Source organism: Glutamicibacter uratoxydans (assembly GCF_006539925.1).
In the GTDB taxonomy this organism is placed as follows: Bacteria; Actinomycetota; Actinomycetes; order Actinomycetales; family Micrococcaceae; genus Glutamicibacter; species Glutamicibacter uratoxydans.
Map to the genome: position 1 here is coordinate 13,869 of NZ_BJNY01000024.1, position 15,194 is coordinate 29,062.

At 62.7% G+C, this 15,194-nt stretch carries 15 protein-coding genes; 4 read left to right on the plus strand and 11 right to left on the minus strand.

The window, feature by feature from the left end; all coding sequences use genetic code 11:
* Positions 1–21 precede the first annotated feature (21 nt).
* Entirely contained in the window at positions 22–546 is a 525-nt protein-coding gene (locus tag AUR04nite_RS16065) for a MarR family winged helix-turn-helix transcriptional regulator (RefSeq protein WP_141367028.1), read from the plus strand.
* On the opposite strand, the gene AUR04nite_RS16070 is transcribed toward AUR04nite_RS16065, so the two are convergent.
* A complete protein-coding gene (locus tag AUR04nite_RS16070; protein ID WP_141367030.1) occupies positions 547–2,379 on the minus strand; it encodes an ABC transporter ATP-binding protein in 1,833 nt (610 codons plus the stop codon).
* A gap of 115 nt (positions 2,380–2,494) precedes the next feature.
* On the opposite strand from AUR04nite_RS16070, the gene AUR04nite_RS16075 reads away from it, so the two are divergent.
* On the plus strand, positions 2,495–2,971 hold the full coding sequence (locus AUR04nite_RS16075; RefSeq protein ID WP_141367032.1) for a MarR family winged helix-turn-helix transcriptional regulator: 477 nt from the start codon (positions 2,495–2,497) through the stop codon (positions 2,969–2,971).
* 392 nt (positions 2,972–3,363) lie between these two features.
* Here AUR04nite_RS16075 and AUR04nite_RS16080 read toward each other — a convergent pair whose 3' ends face one another.
* The 4 genes from AUR04nite_RS16080 to AUR04nite_RS16095 all read right to left on the minus strand — a co-directional run bounded on the left by AUR04nite_RS16080 (position 3,364) and on the right by AUR04nite_RS16095 (position 8,381).
* A complete protein-coding gene (locus AUR04nite_RS16080; RefSeq protein ID WP_141367034.1) occupies positions 3,364–4,050 on the minus strand; it encodes a hypothetical protein in 687 nt (228 codons plus the stop codon).
* A gap of 176 nt (positions 4,051–4,226) precedes the next feature.
* Positions 4,227–6,164: an SIP domain-containing protein gene (locus AUR04nite_RS16085; RefSeq protein ID WP_141367036.1), complete on the minus strand. Its 1,938-nt coding sequence runs from the start codon at positions 6,162–6,164 to the stop codon at positions 4,227–4,229.
* Between the two features lie 3 nt (positions 6,165–6,167).
* On the minus strand, positions 6,168–7,277 hold the full coding sequence (locus tag AUR04nite_RS16090; protein WP_246055566.1) for a FecCD family ABC transporter permease: 1,110 nt from the start codon (positions 7,275–7,277) through the stop codon (positions 6,168–6,170).
* The gene (locus AUR04nite_RS16095) at positions 7,278–8,381 is read right to left on the minus strand and encodes a FecCD family ABC transporter permease (protein ID WP_141367038.1); all 1,104 of its coding nucleotides are present in this window, start codon (positions 8,379–8,381) and stop codon (positions 7,278–7,280) included.
* A gap of 20 nt (positions 8,382–8,401) precedes the next feature.
* On the opposite strand from AUR04nite_RS16095, the gene AUR04nite_RS16100 reads away from it, so the two are divergent.
* The gene (locus tag AUR04nite_RS16100; RefSeq protein WP_141367040.1) at positions 8,402–9,202 is read left to right on the plus strand and encodes an MBL fold metallo-hydrolase; all 801 of its coding nucleotides are present in this window, start codon (positions 8,402–8,404) and stop codon (positions 9,200–9,202) included.
* 18 nt (positions 9,203–9,220) lie between these two features.
* Here AUR04nite_RS16100 and AUR04nite_RS16105 read toward each other — a convergent pair whose 3' ends face one another.
* The 6 genes from AUR04nite_RS16105 to AUR04nite_RS16130 form a co-directional block, all read right to left on the minus strand.
* A complete protein-coding gene (locus AUR04nite_RS16105; protein WP_141367042.1) occupies positions 9,221–10,276 on the minus strand; it encodes an iron-siderophore ABC transporter substrate-binding protein in 1,056 nt (351 codons plus the stop codon).
* Between the two features lie 166 nt (positions 10,277–10,442).
* Positions 10,443–11,435, minus strand: coding sequence for an endonuclease/exonuclease/phosphatase family protein (locus tag AUR04nite_RS16110; protein WP_141367044.1), 993 nt, complete (start codon positions 11,433–11,435; stop codon positions 10,443–10,445).
* A 15-nt stretch (positions 11,436–11,450) separates the two neighbouring features.
* A complete protein-coding gene (locus AUR04nite_RS16115; protein ID WP_141367046.1) occupies positions 11,451–11,792 on the minus strand; it encodes a hypothetical protein in 342 nt (113 codons plus the stop codon).
* Positions 11,792–12,412, minus strand: coding sequence for a hypothetical protein (locus tag AUR04nite_RS16120; RefSeq protein WP_141367048.1), 621 nt, complete (start codon positions 12,410–12,412; stop codon positions 11,792–11,794). The genes AUR04nite_RS16115 and AUR04nite_RS16120 overlap by 1 nt, the downstream gene beginning before the upstream one ends.
* A 299-nt stretch (positions 12,413–12,711) precedes the next feature.
* Positions 12,712–14,037 (minus strand): FtsX-like permease family protein, encoded by a 1,326-nt coding sequence (locus AUR04nite_RS16125; protein WP_141367050.1) that lies wholly within the window; start codon positions 14,035–14,037, stop codon positions 12,712–12,714.
* Positions 14,034–14,771 carry an ABC transporter ATP-binding protein gene (locus AUR04nite_RS16130; protein ID WP_141367052.1) on the minus strand — a complete coding sequence of 246 codons (738 nt, stop codon included), beginning with the start codon at positions 14,769–14,771 and terminating at the stop codon, positions 14,034–14,036. The genes AUR04nite_RS16125 and AUR04nite_RS16130 overlap by 4 nt, the downstream gene beginning before the upstream one ends.
* A 132-nt stretch (positions 14,772–14,903) precedes the next feature.
* Between AUR04nite_RS16130 and AUR04nite_RS16135 the strand changes: the two genes are divergently transcribed.
* The gene (locus AUR04nite_RS16135; protein ID WP_170184250.1) at positions 14,904–15,164 is read left to right on the plus strand and encodes a thioredoxin family protein; all 261 of its coding nucleotides are present in this window, start codon (positions 14,904–14,906) and stop codon (positions 15,162–15,164) included.
* Positions 15,165–15,194 lie beyond the last annotated feature (30 nt).

The following is a 15,194-nucleotide window of genomic DNA, read 5'->3' on the forward strand; positions in this document are numbered from 1 at the left end:
CACCAAAGGAGAGGTACTCAAATGTCTGCCGATGAAACCCGCTGGCTGAGCGAGAACGAGCAGGAATTGTGGCAGATCATCCGCGAGTTCCTCTGGCAGTTCCCCAGCGCCATGGACCGCCAGCTGACCCAGGATTCAAATATGCAAACCGGCGAGTACTCGGTGCTCGCCGCGATCTCCGAATGCCCCGGCACCTCCTACCGCCCGGCGGATATCGCCGAAGCGCTGCGCTGGGACCGTTCGCGGCTTTCCCACCTCCTGCGCCGAATGGAGGCCAAGGGATTGATCAGTCGCCACTCGGATGAAAACGACCGCCGCGGCCAACAGATCCAACTTACCGACCTGGGCTGGCAGACGGTTCGCGAGGCCGCGCCAAGCCACGTGACCTTCGTGCGCGAAATGCTGTTCGACTCGCTCAACGAAGAAGAAGGCAAGGCGCTGCGCAGCGCCCTGCCGAAGATCCTCGATGCCCTGGGCAAGTACAACGCCGGCGCTACCTGCAAGGCAGATGCCAGCGAAATGGCGGCCAGCTGCCCGAATAGCTGATTAGGCGTCTTCGGAAGCCAGCTCACTCTTGGCCACGAGCTGCGCAAAGCGCCCACCCTGGGCGACGAGTTCAGAGAAGGTTCCGGACTCCATGATCCGCCCCTGATCCAGCACCACGATCTGGTCAGCGCGCATGACAGTGCTCAGCCGGTGCGCAATGAGCAGCGTAGTGCGGCCGATGGCCAGCTCGTCCAGCGCCTGCTGCACTAGGGCCTCGGTGACGGTATCCAGCGCGCTGGTCGCTTCGTCCAGCACCAGCACCTTGGGCTTGCGCAGCATGGTGCGCGCGATGGCCAGGCGCTGCTGCTCGCCGCCGGAGAAACGGTGTCCGCGCTGGCCCACCATGGTGTCCAGCCCGTCGGGCAGCGAGCGGATCAGCTCGGCAATCTGCGCGGCTTCTAGCGCCTGCCACAGCTGGGCTTCAGAGGAATCGGGCGCTGCCCACAGGAGGTTTTCGCGCACCGAGGTGTGCAGCAAATAGCTTTCCTGGGCCACCACCGAGACCACCTCGGCAATGTCCTCCGGCTCGATCTCGCGCAGGTCGATCCCGTCCAGCGTGACCCGCCCGCCGGTGGGATCCAGCAGCCGCGGCAGCAGCGAACCCATGGTTGACTTGCCCGAACCGGTGGCCCCCACAATAGCCGTCATGGTTCCCGGTTCCAGTCTCAGGTTCAGCGAGTCTAGGGTCGGCTTGCGGGCCTCCGGGTAGCTGAAGCTGACGTTTTCAAGCACCATTTCACCGCGGACCTTCGCAGCGTCTAGCCTGCGCGGATGCACGGGAACTACCAGCTCCTGGTCGGCGTCGAGGTAGTCAAAGACCCGGCTGAATAGTGCCATGGCCGAAATCCACTGCACGGAGATCTGCATCAGGCCCATGACCGGGCGGAAGATGCCTGCCTGCAGGCCGGTAAATGCCACCAGCGTGCCGATGCTCATTCCATTACTGGTGACAGGCAGCCCTGCCACCAGGTAGAGCACCGCAGGGATCACCGCGAAGATGATGCTCATGGTGGCCATGAGCCAGCGGCCGGCCAGTGCGCTGCGCATTTCGAGGTCGATCAGGCGGCGGCTAGACCCGGTGAACGCTTCGGCGTCTGCGGTGCCCGTGCCCATGATCTTTGACAGCCGCACGCCCGAGATGCTCAAGCGCTCTTCGATCAGCGAGGCGAGGTTTGACATCTCCTGCTGGCGCTGGCCGGTGACGGTGCGACGCATCCTTGCGGTTTTGCGCGCCAGGAAGATTGCCGGCGGGAAGACCACCAAGGAGATCAGGCTCAGCTGCCAGGAAATCGCGACCATGGCACAGGCGGTGGCAACAACGGTGGTGAGGTTTGAGGCAATGCTTGTCGCTGAGTTGGTAATCACCGACTGCATCTGCCCGACGTCGTTGATCAGCCTTGACTGCACGTCTCCGGATTTTGAGTTGGTGAAGAATCCGAGGGATTGCTTCTGCAGGTGGGTGAACAATCCGGTGCGCAGCCCGTGCATCACGCGCTGCCCCATGAGTGTGGCCCGCCAGGTCTGGACGACTTCCAGCACCGCGGTGACCAGCGCAATCAGCACTAGCCCGCCTGCGCCGAAAACGAGCATGCGGACATCCTGCTGCGGAATCGCATGGTCGATCAGCTCGCGGACAATGAACGGCTGAGCCAGCCCGATAATCGAGGAGGCGACGATCAGCGCGATAACCACGGCAACCGTGCCGCGGTGGGGCTTGAACAACGAGACGACGCGCTTCATGGACACCGGGTGTTCGGCCAGCCATTTCTTGTCTTCTGCCGCGCGGGCCCGGCCGACCGGCCTGCCTCCGCCCATCATTCCCATGGAACTCATACGCACTCCCCCTGTCCTAGACCGTCAAAGCATCACGACAACAGATTAGCAGAGGTTACCTCACTATGTGGCTCCATCTTGAATTTGTCGGCAACGGCACACTATCCTTAGATCCATGCACAACAATGAGTCCGCGCCTGACTTGGCAGATCTGTTCATGCAGGCGTCACGGGCCATCCGAAGCCGCTGGCGCGACAGCCTCATCCCTGCCGGGGTCACTCCGCACCAGTCGCGAGTGCTCTCGATTTTGGGGCGCGCCGAGGAAAGCGGCATGAGAAATTCCCACCTGGCTGAACGCTTGCACATTGCTGCGCGCTCCACCACCGAGGTAGTTGACCAGCTGGAAGAAAAGCAGCTGGTGGTGCGCACGCCGGACCCAGGAGACCGCCGGGCTACCCTAATCACTTTGAGCCCAAAAGGCCGTGCGCTGCTCGGCGAGCTGTCGGTCATGCGCAAGGCCGGCATGGACAGCTACTTCGACAAGCTCAACGAGCAGGACCACGACGAATTGGTGCGCCTGCTGCAAATCTTGAACAAGGAAAATCCGATGCCGCCGCGCAGCGGGTGCAGGCCTGCCGTAAAAGAAGACTGACTACTTCAGTGGTGGCAACTGCCTCGTCAGCAGTCACTGATGCGTTAGAAAACTTATTGTGTCTTTCGCATGGTTCTATCGCCCATTGGCCATTGAATCCGTGATGGCTTAAGCCGAACGAAGAGTATCTAAGTGGCAATTCGCCGATTACTCGGTTCATGGCCAGTGGTTCAGTTGAGGCGGTCGTTGCAATGGTTGCGGACGTGGCATTCAAGTGACTTCTCAAAACCAGAGGATCCCTAGCCTTGCGTGCTGAACGATCGTCAAGAGTTCGCTCAGTGCATGAACTTGGCTCAGAATAGACATCCCGGAAGACCTCCAAGAGGGATGGACAGCAGACAAAGCGCGTCTCCAACATTGTTGGAAAGCCAAGCCGCATTGCCGGCGTGATATTAGCCGTCGGCTTCGAAAGTCGAAACGAAACGTTCACGCTCCGACGTCACTTGATGCGCAACAGCATCGACATACTGCTGAACAGCTTCGGAACTCATTGCCGAGGCGGAGTCTCCCTCAGCAAGAGCGATGTTCGAGTTAGGGCCGCTCACCAGCAGAGTCCCATCCGGCTGGGCATAAGCCGCAAACACATATGACCGACCCTTCTTGGGAAGTGAGTCATCTTCATAGAGGACAACAGATTTCTTGTCCTCTGAGATGCCTCCCCATTTTTGCAGGTCAATTGGCTCTGTGGTGACTAGTTCACCTTTGAGATTCTCTAAGACAGTAACTTTGAAATTGGAGTACGGGGTTCCAATCTCTTTCTCGCTGCCGTCCGCGTTCTCGATAGTAGTAGGGAACTTGTAGTCCGTTCCTGCAAACGAGTCGACTTGACCGACAAAAACATAGTCGGCGTCCCCAACGACAGCCCTTGGATTGTCTACATCGATAATAAACGATCCACTCGCTATTGAAATTGGAAGGCTGCTGCCCTGGGTTTCGTCGCTTGCTGAGCTACACGAGGCAAGCAGCAAACTTGCCGCAGCAAGAGCACCAATCGTTAGGCCGGAATTTTGCATCTTCGCCCCTCCACCCCAATAGGTCTTGTAGGTCGTATCGTACGTTGGCCGCTCATCGCTGCTCAAGGTTCTGGTCCCGGATATATCTAGATACATGAGGGTAATCGACTTGTTCCGCGCGATATGACGTTAAGCAGAGGGAGCTTCCTCGCTATTCGAGAAAGCTCCCCTCTGTTGAAGATAAAACCCACTTCGCCTATTCGAAACGTGAAGTCCGCGGAATGTGGATTCAGCCGTGGGATTTAGTTTTCGGTCTTGCCGCGGCGCCAGTAGCCCATGAAGGCCACCTGCTTGCGGTCGACACCCGCCTCGCGGACCAGGTAGCGGCGGATCTCCTTGACGGTTCCTGCCTCGCCGGCGATCCATGCATAGAACGGTGCCGACTGGGCCTGGCCGGTCTCCCAGAGGATGTTCGCGTCCACGTCAACGTCTTCGGGCTCAGCGTTGGTCTGCACCACGCCGGCGGCGGGGATGGCCACGGTGCGGCGCACGGCATCCTGCAGCAGCGAACCGTGTTCGGCGCTGCCGCGGGTCAGCCACTGCACCGAGATGCCCGAGCGGGTGGTCGTGCCCAGGATGTCGGTGGTCTCTGGAACTTCGATCAGCGCATGCCCGGTGACATTGGCCGGCAGCGATTCGAGGATGGCGCAGATGGCAGGGGCGGCAGTCTCATCGCCTGCCAGCACAATGCGGCTGGCGGCGCCCGGACGGAACTCGATGCCGCCGTAGCTGGCATCGCTCAACGCCTTGTTCGGGCCGAGCAGCAGCAGCGAGTCCCCTTCCTTGGCCTGGTCGCCGAATTCGGTGGCAGGCCCGCCCTGCAGCTTGCCGTCAACCACTTCTCCGTGCAGCACGAAGTCGATGTCCAGTTCCGGGGTGTCCCCCAGGTTGTCGCGGTGCCCGGCCTCGCGGAAGGCGCGCACCGTGTAGGTGCGCATGTAGCCGCGCTTGTCGGTGTCGATGGCGAGCCAGCGCTGGTACCAGCCCAGCTGGTCGGCGGGGCTGGTCAGCGCATCCGGACGCAGCGAGGCGATCTCCTTGGAGACTCCGAATCCTCCGGCCGGTGGCAGCAGCAGCTTGATGCGCATATCCAGCGGGTGGCTGTTGGTGCCGAAGTCTTCAAGGTCTTTGCCGCCCAGGGTGAGCCGGCGGAAGGACGGGGACAGCTGCTGGCTGCGCAGCACGGTAGTGGAGAAGGCAAGGGTCTGCAGGTGCTCGCGGGCAGGGCGCGGCGTATTCTGGTCGGCCTCTTCCACCGCCTTTTCAATGGCTGCCACCTCAGCCTCGATGACCGCCGATTCCTGGTCAAGGCCTTCGCTCAGCGCCTGCGGTTCGTTCACCGGCGCTTCGCCGCGGAAGATGCCGCGCTCGGCCAGTACCGCTTCGGTGCGCAGCACGCGGTGGCGGCCGATGGGCAGCACCAGCGGGGTGCCGGCCACCGGGTCAGGGATGACGCGGCTTGGCATGCCGAACACCGCCTTGACGGTCTTTTCGGTGACCACCTCGTTGGGGTGGCCGGCGGCGTAGATCTTGCCGTCCTTCAGGGCCACCAGGTAGTCGGCGTAGCGGGCCGCGAGGTTCAGGTCGTGCAGCACGATCACCACGGTGATGCCGCGGGTGCGGTTCAGCTCGCTGACCACATCCAGCACCTCCAGCTGGTGGGCCACGTCCAAGAAGGTGGTTGGCTCGTCCAGCAGCAGCAGGTCGGTTTCCTGGGCCAGTGCCATGGCGATCCAGACGCGCTGGCGCTGGCCGCCGGAGAGCTCGTCCACGCTGCGCTCGGCGAGGATGGTGGTGCCGGTCAGCTCCATGGCGCGGTTCACGGCGGCCTCGTCCTCGGCGGAGAAGCGCTTGAACAGGCCCTGGTGCGGGTAGCGGCCGCGGCTAATCAGCTCGCGCACGGTGATGCCGTCCGGGGCGTTGGGCGACTGCGGCAGCAGGCCCAGGGTCTTGGCGACTTCCTTGGCCGGCTTGGAGTGGATGTCCGAGCCGTCCAGCAGCACCTTGCCGCCGGCGGGCTTGAGCAGCCTAGACAGGGCGCGCAGCAGCGTGGACTTGCCGCAGCCGTTCGCGCCGACGACGATGCTCACCTCCCCGGTGGGGATATCCAATGACAGTTCATCGACGATGGTGACCTTGTCATAGGCCAAGGTCAGTTCGCTAGCCTGCAAAGTGGCCATGGGTTATCCCCCGTTTCCAGTTGAATTAGCGCGCACCAGCACCCAGATCAGGAACGGTGCGCCGAATGCGCCGGTGATCACGCCCACCGGCAGGCTGATATCTGCAAAGAGGTTTGCAGCAAAGAAGTTCGCAACAACCACCAGCGTAGCGCCGGTGAGCCCCGCGAGAAGAATGTTAATTCCGCCGCGCGTCAGCGCCGCGGTGATCGGGCCTGCCAGGAAGGCGATGAATGCCAGCGGGCCGGTCACAGCGATGGGCAGCGCGCCCATGGCCACGGCGAGGAACACCAGCAGCACCCGAGCTCTGGAGACGTTCAGCCCCAGGGCCGCGGCGGTGTCATCCCCCAGTTCCAGCAGCTTCAGCTGGCGCAGCACCAGCGGCAGCACAAAGGCGGAAAGAACTCCCAGACCCAGGCCCAGGATGGACGCCTGCTCCCAGGTGCTGGAGGCGATGGAGCCTGTCAGCCAGCGGAAGGCATCGGCGGCAGCGTTGATCTCTGCCCGAGAGAGCAGGTACTGGATCAGCGCCTGCAGCATCGCGCCGATGGCAAGGCCCGCAAGGATCAGCCTCGATCCGGTGCGCTTGCCGGAGGCCGAAAGCCAGTAGATCACCGCCGCCACCAGCAGTCCGCCGGCCAGGGAAAAGACGTTGGCCCGCCAGTCCGTGTAGCCGAGCACCAGCATGGCCAGCACCGCGGCGGCCGAGGAGCCGTAGCCCACGCCGATCACGTCGGGGCTTGCCAGCGGGTTGCCCAGCCAACGCTGGAACAGTGCGCCGGAGATGCCCAAGCCTGCCCCGGCGAGCGCTCCGACGGCAAGGCGCGGCAACCTGTCATCCATGATGATGAAGCTGGTTCCCGGCACTTGCTGCCCGCTGAGCACCTGCAGGATCTCGCCGGCCGGCAGCCGGTCGCGGCCCCAGAAGATGTAGGCGGCGCTGAAGGCCAGCAGGGCCAGCAGCATGGCGATGGCGGTGCCGCGGGTGCGTCCGGCTCGGCGTGCGGCGGCGTTCTTTCCCGCCTGCGCGCTGGCGGCGGGTGCTTCGCAGCTGACGGTTTTCGGTTCGGCTGCTCTTGCTTCGGTGGTGTTCGGTTCCATGGTTTTTACGCTCATTTACAGGCTCACCGACTTCATGCCGCTGCGCATCATGATGATGAAGATCGGTCCGCCCAGCAACGCGCACATGACGCCTACCTGGATTTCGGTGGGCGGGGCGATGACCCGGCCCAGGGTATCCGCGGCGAGCAGCAGGATAGGTCCGGCGATGACGCTCACCGGCATGAGCCAGCGGTAGTCCGAGCCCACCAGCAGGCGCACCGCGTGCGGGATCATCAGGCCCACAAAGGTGATGGGGCCTGCCACCGCGGTGGCGGCTCCCGCGAGCAGCACGATGCCGATGGATCCTGCCAGCCGCCAGCGGCCCAGGTTGAAGCCCAGCGCTGTGGCGGTGTCATCTCCCATAGCTACAGCGTTGCAGGCCCTGGCGGTGGCGAGCACTATGACTGCCCCGAGCAGCACTACCGGGATAGCGGCAAGGTAGGTTTCCACCGGGGAGGCTGAGAGCGAGCCGATCTGCCACATGCGGAATTGGCCCAAGGTGGCCTTGGAGGTCATTAGCACTGCGTTGGTGATCGCTCCGATGCCCACCGCCAGGGCGGCTCCGCCCAGGGCGAGCTTGATCGGGGTGGCTCCCTCGCGGCCTACCGAGGCCACCAGGTAGACCAGCGCCATGACTATTGCGGCGCCGAGGAAGGCGGCAATCATAATGGCGTTCAGGGAGGTGGCGCCAAGGAAGGCCATGGACAGCACCACTGCCAGGGAGGCTCCGGCGTTCAGGCCCAGGATGCCTGTATCTGCCAGCGGGTTGCGGGTCAGCCCCTGCAGCCCGGCGCCAGCCAGGCCCAGGGCCGCGCCGACCACCAAGCCGCCGATGGTGCGGGCGAAGCGGGAGGCAACCACCGCCTGGTCTCCGTTCTCCGGATCGAAGCTGCGCAGCGCGTCGATGACGGCAGACAGGCTGACGCTGCGGGCGCCGAAGAGCAGGGAGGCGGCCACCGCTGCGCACAGCAGCACCAGCAAGATGACAGTTGCGGTGATTTTGGTGCTCAGCTTACGCCCGCCAATGGTGCGGGGGCCGCTGTTTTTGCCGCTGGTTTTGTCACCGGTTTTGGCATGGTGCGGCGCGTTGGCTGCGGTGGTACTTGGGCTCGCGGTCATTGCTTCCTACACTCGTTGCTATGGATCATCTTTCCTCGCCCACCGTTCTGGCTCCGGGACTTGCCGTGCTGCGCGCCGAGAATCCCTCCGAAATGACTTTGGACGGAACCAACAGCTATCTGCTCTTCGATCAGGCTGCTGAAGTTTTGGAACCCGGCGCCCCGGTGATCGTGGTGGATCCCGGTCCCCTGCGCGATGAACATGTCACTGCGCTGGCTGCCTTTGACGTGCAGTTGATTCTCTCCACCCACCGCCATGCCGACCACACCGAGGCGGTGGCGCGCCTGCATGAGCTCACCGGCGCCCCGGCCAGGGCGCGGCTTGAACAGTTCTGCCATGGTGCTCCGGTGCTGGAAGATGCTGAGGTCATCCAGGCCGCCGGCACCAGCGTGCAGGTGGTGCTGACCCCTGGCCATACTTCTGATTCCCTGTGCCTGGTTCAGCTGGGGGACGCCCCGCAGCTGCTGACCGGGGATACCGTGCTGGGCCGCGGGACCACCATCTTGGAGCATCCGGACGGCACGCTGGCCGACTATTTGGATTCCTTGTCCAAGCTGGCGGCCTTGGATGACATGCCCCTGCGCCCGGGCCATGGCGAGCAGCATGCAGGCTCGCACCGGCTGCTGAAGGCTTATATTGAGCACCGCGAGCAGCGGCTGGACCAGGTGCGCGCGGCCTTGGCGAAGCTCGGCAAGGCCGGGGCGGACGCGCAGCCAGCTGATCTGCTGGATCTCGTCTACCCCGACCTTGACCCGCGCCTTGTCGGCGCGGCGAGCCATTCCATTGCAGCGCAATTGCACTATCTGGCCTCGAACTCCTAGCCCGTAGTCCCTTGGGCGCTACTTCTTGGCCGCGGCGTTGTCTGCGGCGGTGACGATCATCGGCACCACGTTTTCCAGCGCCCATTCGATGGACAGCGGCGAGGCGGCGGAGATGGCGAGGGTTGCCTGGTCGGTGCCCGGCAGTGCTACAGCATCGCTCTTGACCGCTGGGATCTGGCCGTAGAGTGGCTGGGTCTTGATGACGTCCTTGATGCTCTGGCCCTGTGGGGCGGAGGCGAAGACTACGTCAGCGTCCCATTCATTGACCTTCTCCGGGGAGACGGTGAAGAAGAAGGCGTCCTTGGCGGCGTTCTTGTCAACGTAGGGGGCCTGCTTCATGCCGATGGAGCTCAGGAAGCGCGGGCGGGTGTCTCCGGTGGAGTAGACGTAGGCGGTGTCTGGCGAGGACAGGTCTGCGGCGATGAAACTGGTGTCCTTGAGCACCGGGTGCTCTTCGCCGACCTTTGCCATCTTTGCTTCGACGTCGGAGATCAGGGTCTTGGCCTCATCCTGCTTGCCGAGCATCTGGCCTGCTGCGGTGGTGGCTTCCTGCCAGCTGGTGGTGTAGTTGGCTTCGATCGGGCCGACTACTGGCGCGATCTTTTCCAGCTTTTCGTACTGCTCCTTCTTCAGGCCCGAGTACGGGGCGAAGATGACATCCGGCTTGGAGCGGGCGATGGCGTCATAGTCCGGGTCGTCGCCTACGGCGTACTGCTGGGGAGCCTTCTCGGTGCCGATGGAGGCACCCAGCTTTTCAAGGGCTGCGTCCTTCCAGTCGGTGGAGTTGTTGGCGTTCTGGCCGTAGTTGTCGGTGTCCATGCCTACCGGCACGGTGTCCAGCGCCAGCAGGGTGTCGGCGTTGACCCACGAGATGGTGGCGACGCGTTCCGGAGCCTTGTCGATGGTCGTTTCACCGTAGATGTTCTTGATGGTCACCGGGGTGAAATCGGAGGAGGCTGCCGGGGCATCAGATTTCGCTGCATTTGGTTCGGCGGTGGATCCGCAGGCAGACAGGCTCAGTGCCAGGATCGCTGAAGTTGCGGCGAAGATGCCGGTGCGACGCGTAAATTTCATGGGTTGTTGTTCCAGACTATGCGAGGTTCTGTAGACAGTCGGCATACATAGGTAAGGCATACCTTTGTGCGCCGTATGACACACTACGCCGAACGTTCGCTATTACGCAACATTGATAGTTGCTAATCACCAAAGTGATGCCTACATCACTTTTGCCCGAAACCTGCTACTTGCTGCACCGGCCTTTCCCCATGCTGGCCAGCACGCCAAGGTGGTCGGTGCCTGAAATATCCACGGTGGCCCAGCTCAATGGACATAGGCCGGAGACGAGGATGTGGTCAATGGCGGTGAAGGGCAGCTTCGATGGCCAGGTGGGACGCGGGAAGATGCCTGCCGCCACCGCGGTGTCGTCAAAGTTCGCGGCTAGCTTCCGGTAGACCGGATGTCCTTGGCTGGCGTTGAAGTCTCCGGCGATGATCAGGGGCAGGTCGTTCTTGCTCCGGCTCCAGTCATCGAGCTGCTCCAAGGACTGCCGCCAGGGCACCGCGGAGTAGACCACCGGCGGCTGGGTGTGGATTCCTGCAATGCGCAGTATTCCAAGCTCGGGGTGGTCCACCAGCGCGGTGGGCTGGTCGAAGTAGCTGTCGGCACCGAAACCGGAGATGGGGTCCTGGACCGCCAGCGGGTAGCGCGAAAGGATGACCGTTCCGGCGGCATCCGCCGCAGTGGCGGCGCTGACCTTGCCGGTGCGATGGGTGAGCACTTGGCCTGCCACCCCATCCAAGACCTTGGCGATGAAGTTCTCGTCCACCTCGGCCAGCACCACCAGCCCCACGTCGTTGTTGATGATCGTCTCGTTGATCTGCTTGACGCTGGCGCCTGAATGCTGCACGTTCAGGCTGAAGACCGTCAGCTGTGCGGCCGGCTGCTCCTTGGAAATATGCCCGAAGGGAATCAGCAGCGGCAGGGCGGTGAGCAGCGCTCCGGCGATGAGGATGAGGCTCACGGCGCGGCGTCGGAAGAGCAGCAGCGCGATCCCGAGCAGCAGCAGTCCCAGGCAGATCACCGGTAGCAGGGCCTGGAACAGCGGGAGCTTGCCGAAGACCAGCAGGTTCAGGTGAGGCAGCAGCAGACAGCCCAAGGACACCAGGCCGGCGCCAAGCGCCAGCCATCTCTTACGCAGGCCACCGGCTGCGTTCATTTCCACCTGCTCATTCATTGTTCATTTTTAGGTTTAGTGCTGGGCCGAAGACTGCTTCTTCCCCAGTGCAACAATAAAGCCAATGGCGGTGATCAGGGTCAATATTCCGTAACCCAGCAGGATGCTCCAGACATGTGACACTGCCATGGCTGTGGCCACCAGCACGGTGCACCCGATGCTGAGCATCACCGACATGGCCAGGGTGTCCCCCGCGTCCTTCAGCCTCATGTTCAGTGCCCAGCCGCTGCCGGGGACTGCTAGGCAGAACAGCACGGCGAGGACCAGCCGCAGCCAGGCGATTTCGGTGGCCATCACCACGAGGAAGATGACCACAACGAGAATCCCCAGGATTCCCATGACCTTGTAGCGGTTCATTATCCATTCCCCTTTGCCGAGGTGATGACCACTGCATCGCGATTTTCATAGGCAATGGTGAATTTGTCTGAATTGCGCAGCTTCTCAACGATCATCTCAAGGCTTCCGTCGGGCAGGCTGCCATCGCGTTCCACCGCGATTTCTTGACTTCTGGTCACGATGAAATATCCGTTCGTGTAGCGTTTGTCGCTGAACCAGCGGGACAGCTTGGCCACCGGGTCATCGATGAACTCCTGGATGGAGCCTGCCGGTTCGCGGTCCAGCGGAACATAGGTGAACTTTTCATAGTTGACAAAGCGCCCGGGATAGTTGGTGCTCCCCTCGGCCAGCAGCGAGTCCTGTGGCGCGTGGGTGTAGACCCAGGCCGAGGCGTCAACCTCTTGCTGGGTGAAGTAGTTCTCCGATTCCTTGCCGAAATATCCCAGTAGGAATCCCGGCAGCACCAGCAGCGCAATCAGTGCAGCCGCGGCGGTGCGCTTGAGCGTTAAGGTGAAGTTGTCGTTCGGAATGCAGGCGCGGGCGGCCAGGAAAGCGATGAACGGGGAGGCGAAGAGGAAGGCGCGGAACAGCACTTCCCCGCCAAAGCCCGTGGTGACCACCAGGATGCCGGGAAGCACCATGAGCGCGGAAGCGGTGAGGAAGGTCTTGTCGGTGCGGCGGTGGCGCCAGATAAGAGAAAACTCGATTTGTCAGCTGTACTTGGCGAATTCATATTTACGTTTCGGATGTTGCCGCTGCTCCGGTACCCCTCGGTCCTAAAGAGCTGGACGGAGCAAGGGCAGTAGCAGTCAATAGCAGAAGCCATCCGGATCCCGCCCAGTGATTACCTCTTGATGAGGAACAAGAAATTGCCGGACGAAAACCTCGATGACTGAGGTTCGCCCGGCAATTCATTCCTTGGCACTATGCAGTTTTTGTTTTAGTCCTTGGCCACCAGCAATCTCTGCGGGTTCGCCACGGTGATCGATACGCGGACCAGCAGCAGGCCCAAGATCACGGCGGCAATAACCATCAGCACTGTCGTGGGCTTGACCAGCACCGCAATGCCCGCCAAGGGGAGAACCAGGATTGCTGAAGCAATGGCGAAGCCAATCGAAGCTGTCAGCGCGGGAATCATCAAGGACTTGGTCCGCGCAGAATTCATGACCTTGTAGCTCATGCCCAGGCGGTGCAGCCCGTCATAGAGCTCGGCCCGGTCAAGGGTGGACGCGCTCTGCGTGATGGCCGCAGAAGCCGCCACGCAGATGAAGGCAATGGCCAAGGTAAGCAGCACGCCGGTGAGCACATCAGCGCTCAGGTACCGCATCCAGCCCGGCTCCGAAGCTTCCCCGGCGCCCATGCCCATGAGCGCAGCCCCGCTGCCGCCAACCACCGCCACGAAGGACGCCATGGCAACGCCGGAGACCTGGCGCCAGGACTGGGCTGGGTTTTCCAGAATCATGCGTGCGGCCAGCAGCTGGTCGGGAGTCTGAGCCTTGTTGAGCTTGCTGTTGCCCACCCGTGCCACCAGCCATGGACCAACAAGGTTCAGCACCAGCAGTCCCAGGCCGAAGCCACCGACAATCACCACGATGATGGTGACGAAGTCCTGGGCAATGGCTGCCACGTTGTTCAGCACAAAGTAAAGCACTGCAATCACGCCGACGGTGACCAGTGCACGAATCCAGCTGGGCACCGGAACGTTCTGCCGGGTGGCAACCGCCAGCGGGGTGATGACCAGCTTGCGAAGTCCAGCCACGGCGCTGACAACTGCCAGCAGCACCACGGTGAGCACGGCGAGCGCTACAACCCACACCGGCAGATAGATGGCGCTGCCAATCGGGGCTCCCTGGAACTGGATCATGGAGACCAGCGGCGAGGTGGCGAGGTAGAGCACTACGCCGGCCAGCGCACCTGCCAGCGCCGTGCCGGCGGCCTGGATCATGGCGATCTGGCTGATCTGGGTGCCGGTGGATCCCAGCAGGCGCAGCGAAGACAGCGCGCGGTCCTGGGTGCGGGCCGAGAGCCGCGCGGCGGCGGCGCCCAGCACCACCAGCGGAACAATGAGCAGCACCAGGGCAAAGGCCGCCAGCGGCAGGTACATGCCCTGGGCTTCGGGTTCAAAGCTGGTGAAGGAGTAGGCTCCGCCCAGCACGATCAGCAGCACTGCGCTGACCATGGCGTAGGCGCTGACGGTGAGCAGCTGCGGGGTACTTCGGGCCGCCGAGGGGCGCCCGATCATCCAGGCAAGGTGCAGGGTGTTCATGACCAGCTTCCCGTCTGGCGCTGTGCGGTGGCGCTGTCGGTGACAATGTGGCCGTCTCGCAGGGTGACAATGCGGTCGCAGCGTTCTGCCACGGAACGGTCGTGGGTGACCATGACCAGCGACTTGCCTGCACCCACGGTAGCTTCCAGCAGGATGTCCAGTACTTCGGTGCCGGTGGTGGAGTCCAGTGCTCCGGTGGGTTCGTCGGCGAAGACCACGCCGGCGCCGGTGACCTTGGCGCGGGCAATGGCCACACGCTGCTGCTGGCCGCCGGAGAGCTGGCCGATGCGGCGCTGTTCCATGCCGGCAAGCCCCAGCTGGGCCAATGCCTGGGCGGCGCGGTCCATGGCGGCGGCGCGCTGCACCCCGTTGATCATCAAAGCCATGGCGACGTTTTCAATCGCGGTGAGCTCCGGGATGAGCAGGCCTGACTGGAAGACGAAGCCGAAGGCTTCGCGGCGCAGCTTGGTGCGCGCCTTGTCGTTCAGGGTTTCAACCTGCACGTTGTTGTAGCCGGGCAGGTTCAGGGTGATGCGCCCGGCATCTGGCAGTTCGATTCCTGCCAGCGCATGCAGCAGAGTGGACTTGCCCGAGCCAGAGGGGCCCATGATTGCCAGCGACTGGCCAAGCTGGATGTTGAGGTCGACCCCGCCTAAGGCGACGGTGGTTCCGAAGCTGCGGAACAGCCCGTGGGCTGCGATGACTGGTGGTAGTCCCAAGGAATTTTCTAGCATGACTCCATGTTTTCAAAAGTGGCAAGACAGGGCATCGGAGAGCGGTGCGATGTTCAACCTTTGCCGGCTCATACTCTGGTAGGAGCCTTGACTATTCGGGGTTATCCCCTCGCAGGAGATGTAGTTCAGTCAATGAAATTGGAACTGTACAGCCAGCCGTTCTGCGCACCGTGTGCCAGGGCCAGGACCGTGGTGCGCCGTGCGCAGGAGCTGCTGGAAGACCTTGAGGTGGAAGAGGTCAATGTGGTCCAACAGGTGCAGCGCGGCGAGCAGCTGGGAATTGTTTCCACCCCGGTGATCCGCCTGCTGGTGGATGGTGAAGAAAAATTCAGGGGCACCGATACTCCCACGCTAAACCAGCTATTGACGGCGATTGCCCGCGCTGGCGACTAGTCTCACGCGGTCTTGGAGCCCAAGATGCAC

What these genes read in the sequence shown, in the direction of transcription:
- AUR04nite_RS16125 (WP_141367050.1), bottom strand. Translation starts at nt 14,037, where the DNA reads ATGAACACCCTGCACCTTGCCTGGATGATCGGGCGCCCCTCGGCGGCC.
- AUR04nite_RS16110 (WP_141367044.1), bottom strand. Translation starts at nt 11,435, where the DNA reads ATGAATGAGCAGGTGGAAATGAACGCAGCCGGTGGCCTGCGTAAGAGA.
- AUR04nite_RS16130 (WP_141367052.1), bottom strand. Translation starts at nt 14,771, where the DNA reads ATGCTAGAAAATTCCTTGGGACTACCACCAGTCATCGCAGCCCACGGG.
- AUR04nite_RS16085 (WP_141367036.1), bottom strand. Translation starts at nt 6,164, where the DNA reads ATGGCCACTTTGCAGGCTAGCGAACTGACCTTGGCCTATGACAAGGTC.
- AUR04nite_RS16070 (WP_141367030.1), bottom strand. Translation starts at nt 2,379, where the DNA reads ATGAGTTCCATGGGAATGATGGGCGGAGGCAGGCCGGTCGGCCGGGCC.
- AUR04nite_RS16120 (WP_141367048.1), bottom strand. Translation starts at nt 12,412, where the DNA reads ATGGTGCTTCCCGGCATCCTGGTGGTCACCACGGGCTTTGGCGGGGAA.
- AUR04nite_RS16065 (WP_141367028.1), top strand. Translation starts at nt 22, where the DNA reads ATGTCTGCCGATGAAACCCGCTGGCTGAGCGAGAACGAGCAGGAATTG.
- AUR04nite_RS16090 (WP_246055566.1), bottom strand. Translation starts at nt 7,277, where the DNA reads ATGAGCGTAAAAACCATGGAACCGAACACCACCGAAGCAAGAGCAGCC.
- AUR04nite_RS16075 (WP_141367032.1), top strand. Translation starts at nt 2,495, where the DNA reads ATGCACAACAATGAGTCCGCGCCTGACTTGGCAGATCTGTTCATGCAG.
- AUR04nite_RS16105 (WP_141367042.1), bottom strand. Translation starts at nt 10,276, where the DNA reads ATGAAATTTACGCGTCGCACCGGCATCTTCGCCGCAACTTCAGCGATC.
- AUR04nite_RS16095 (WP_141367038.1), bottom strand. Translation starts at nt 8,381, where the DNA reads ATGACCGCGAGCCCAAGTACCACCGCAGCCAACGCGCCGCACCATGCC.
- AUR04nite_RS16135 (WP_170184250.1), top strand. Translation starts at nt 14,904, where the DNA reads ATGAAATTGGAACTGTACAGCCAGCCGTTCTGCGCACCGTGTGCCAGG.
- AUR04nite_RS16115 (WP_141367046.1), bottom strand. Translation starts at nt 11,792, where the DNA reads ATGAACCGCTACAAGGTCATGGGAATCCTGGGGATTCTCGTTGTGGTC.
- AUR04nite_RS16100 (WP_141367040.1), top strand. Translation starts at nt 8,402, where the DNA reads ATGGATCATCTTTCCTCGCCCACCGTTCTGGCTCCGGGACTTGCCGTG.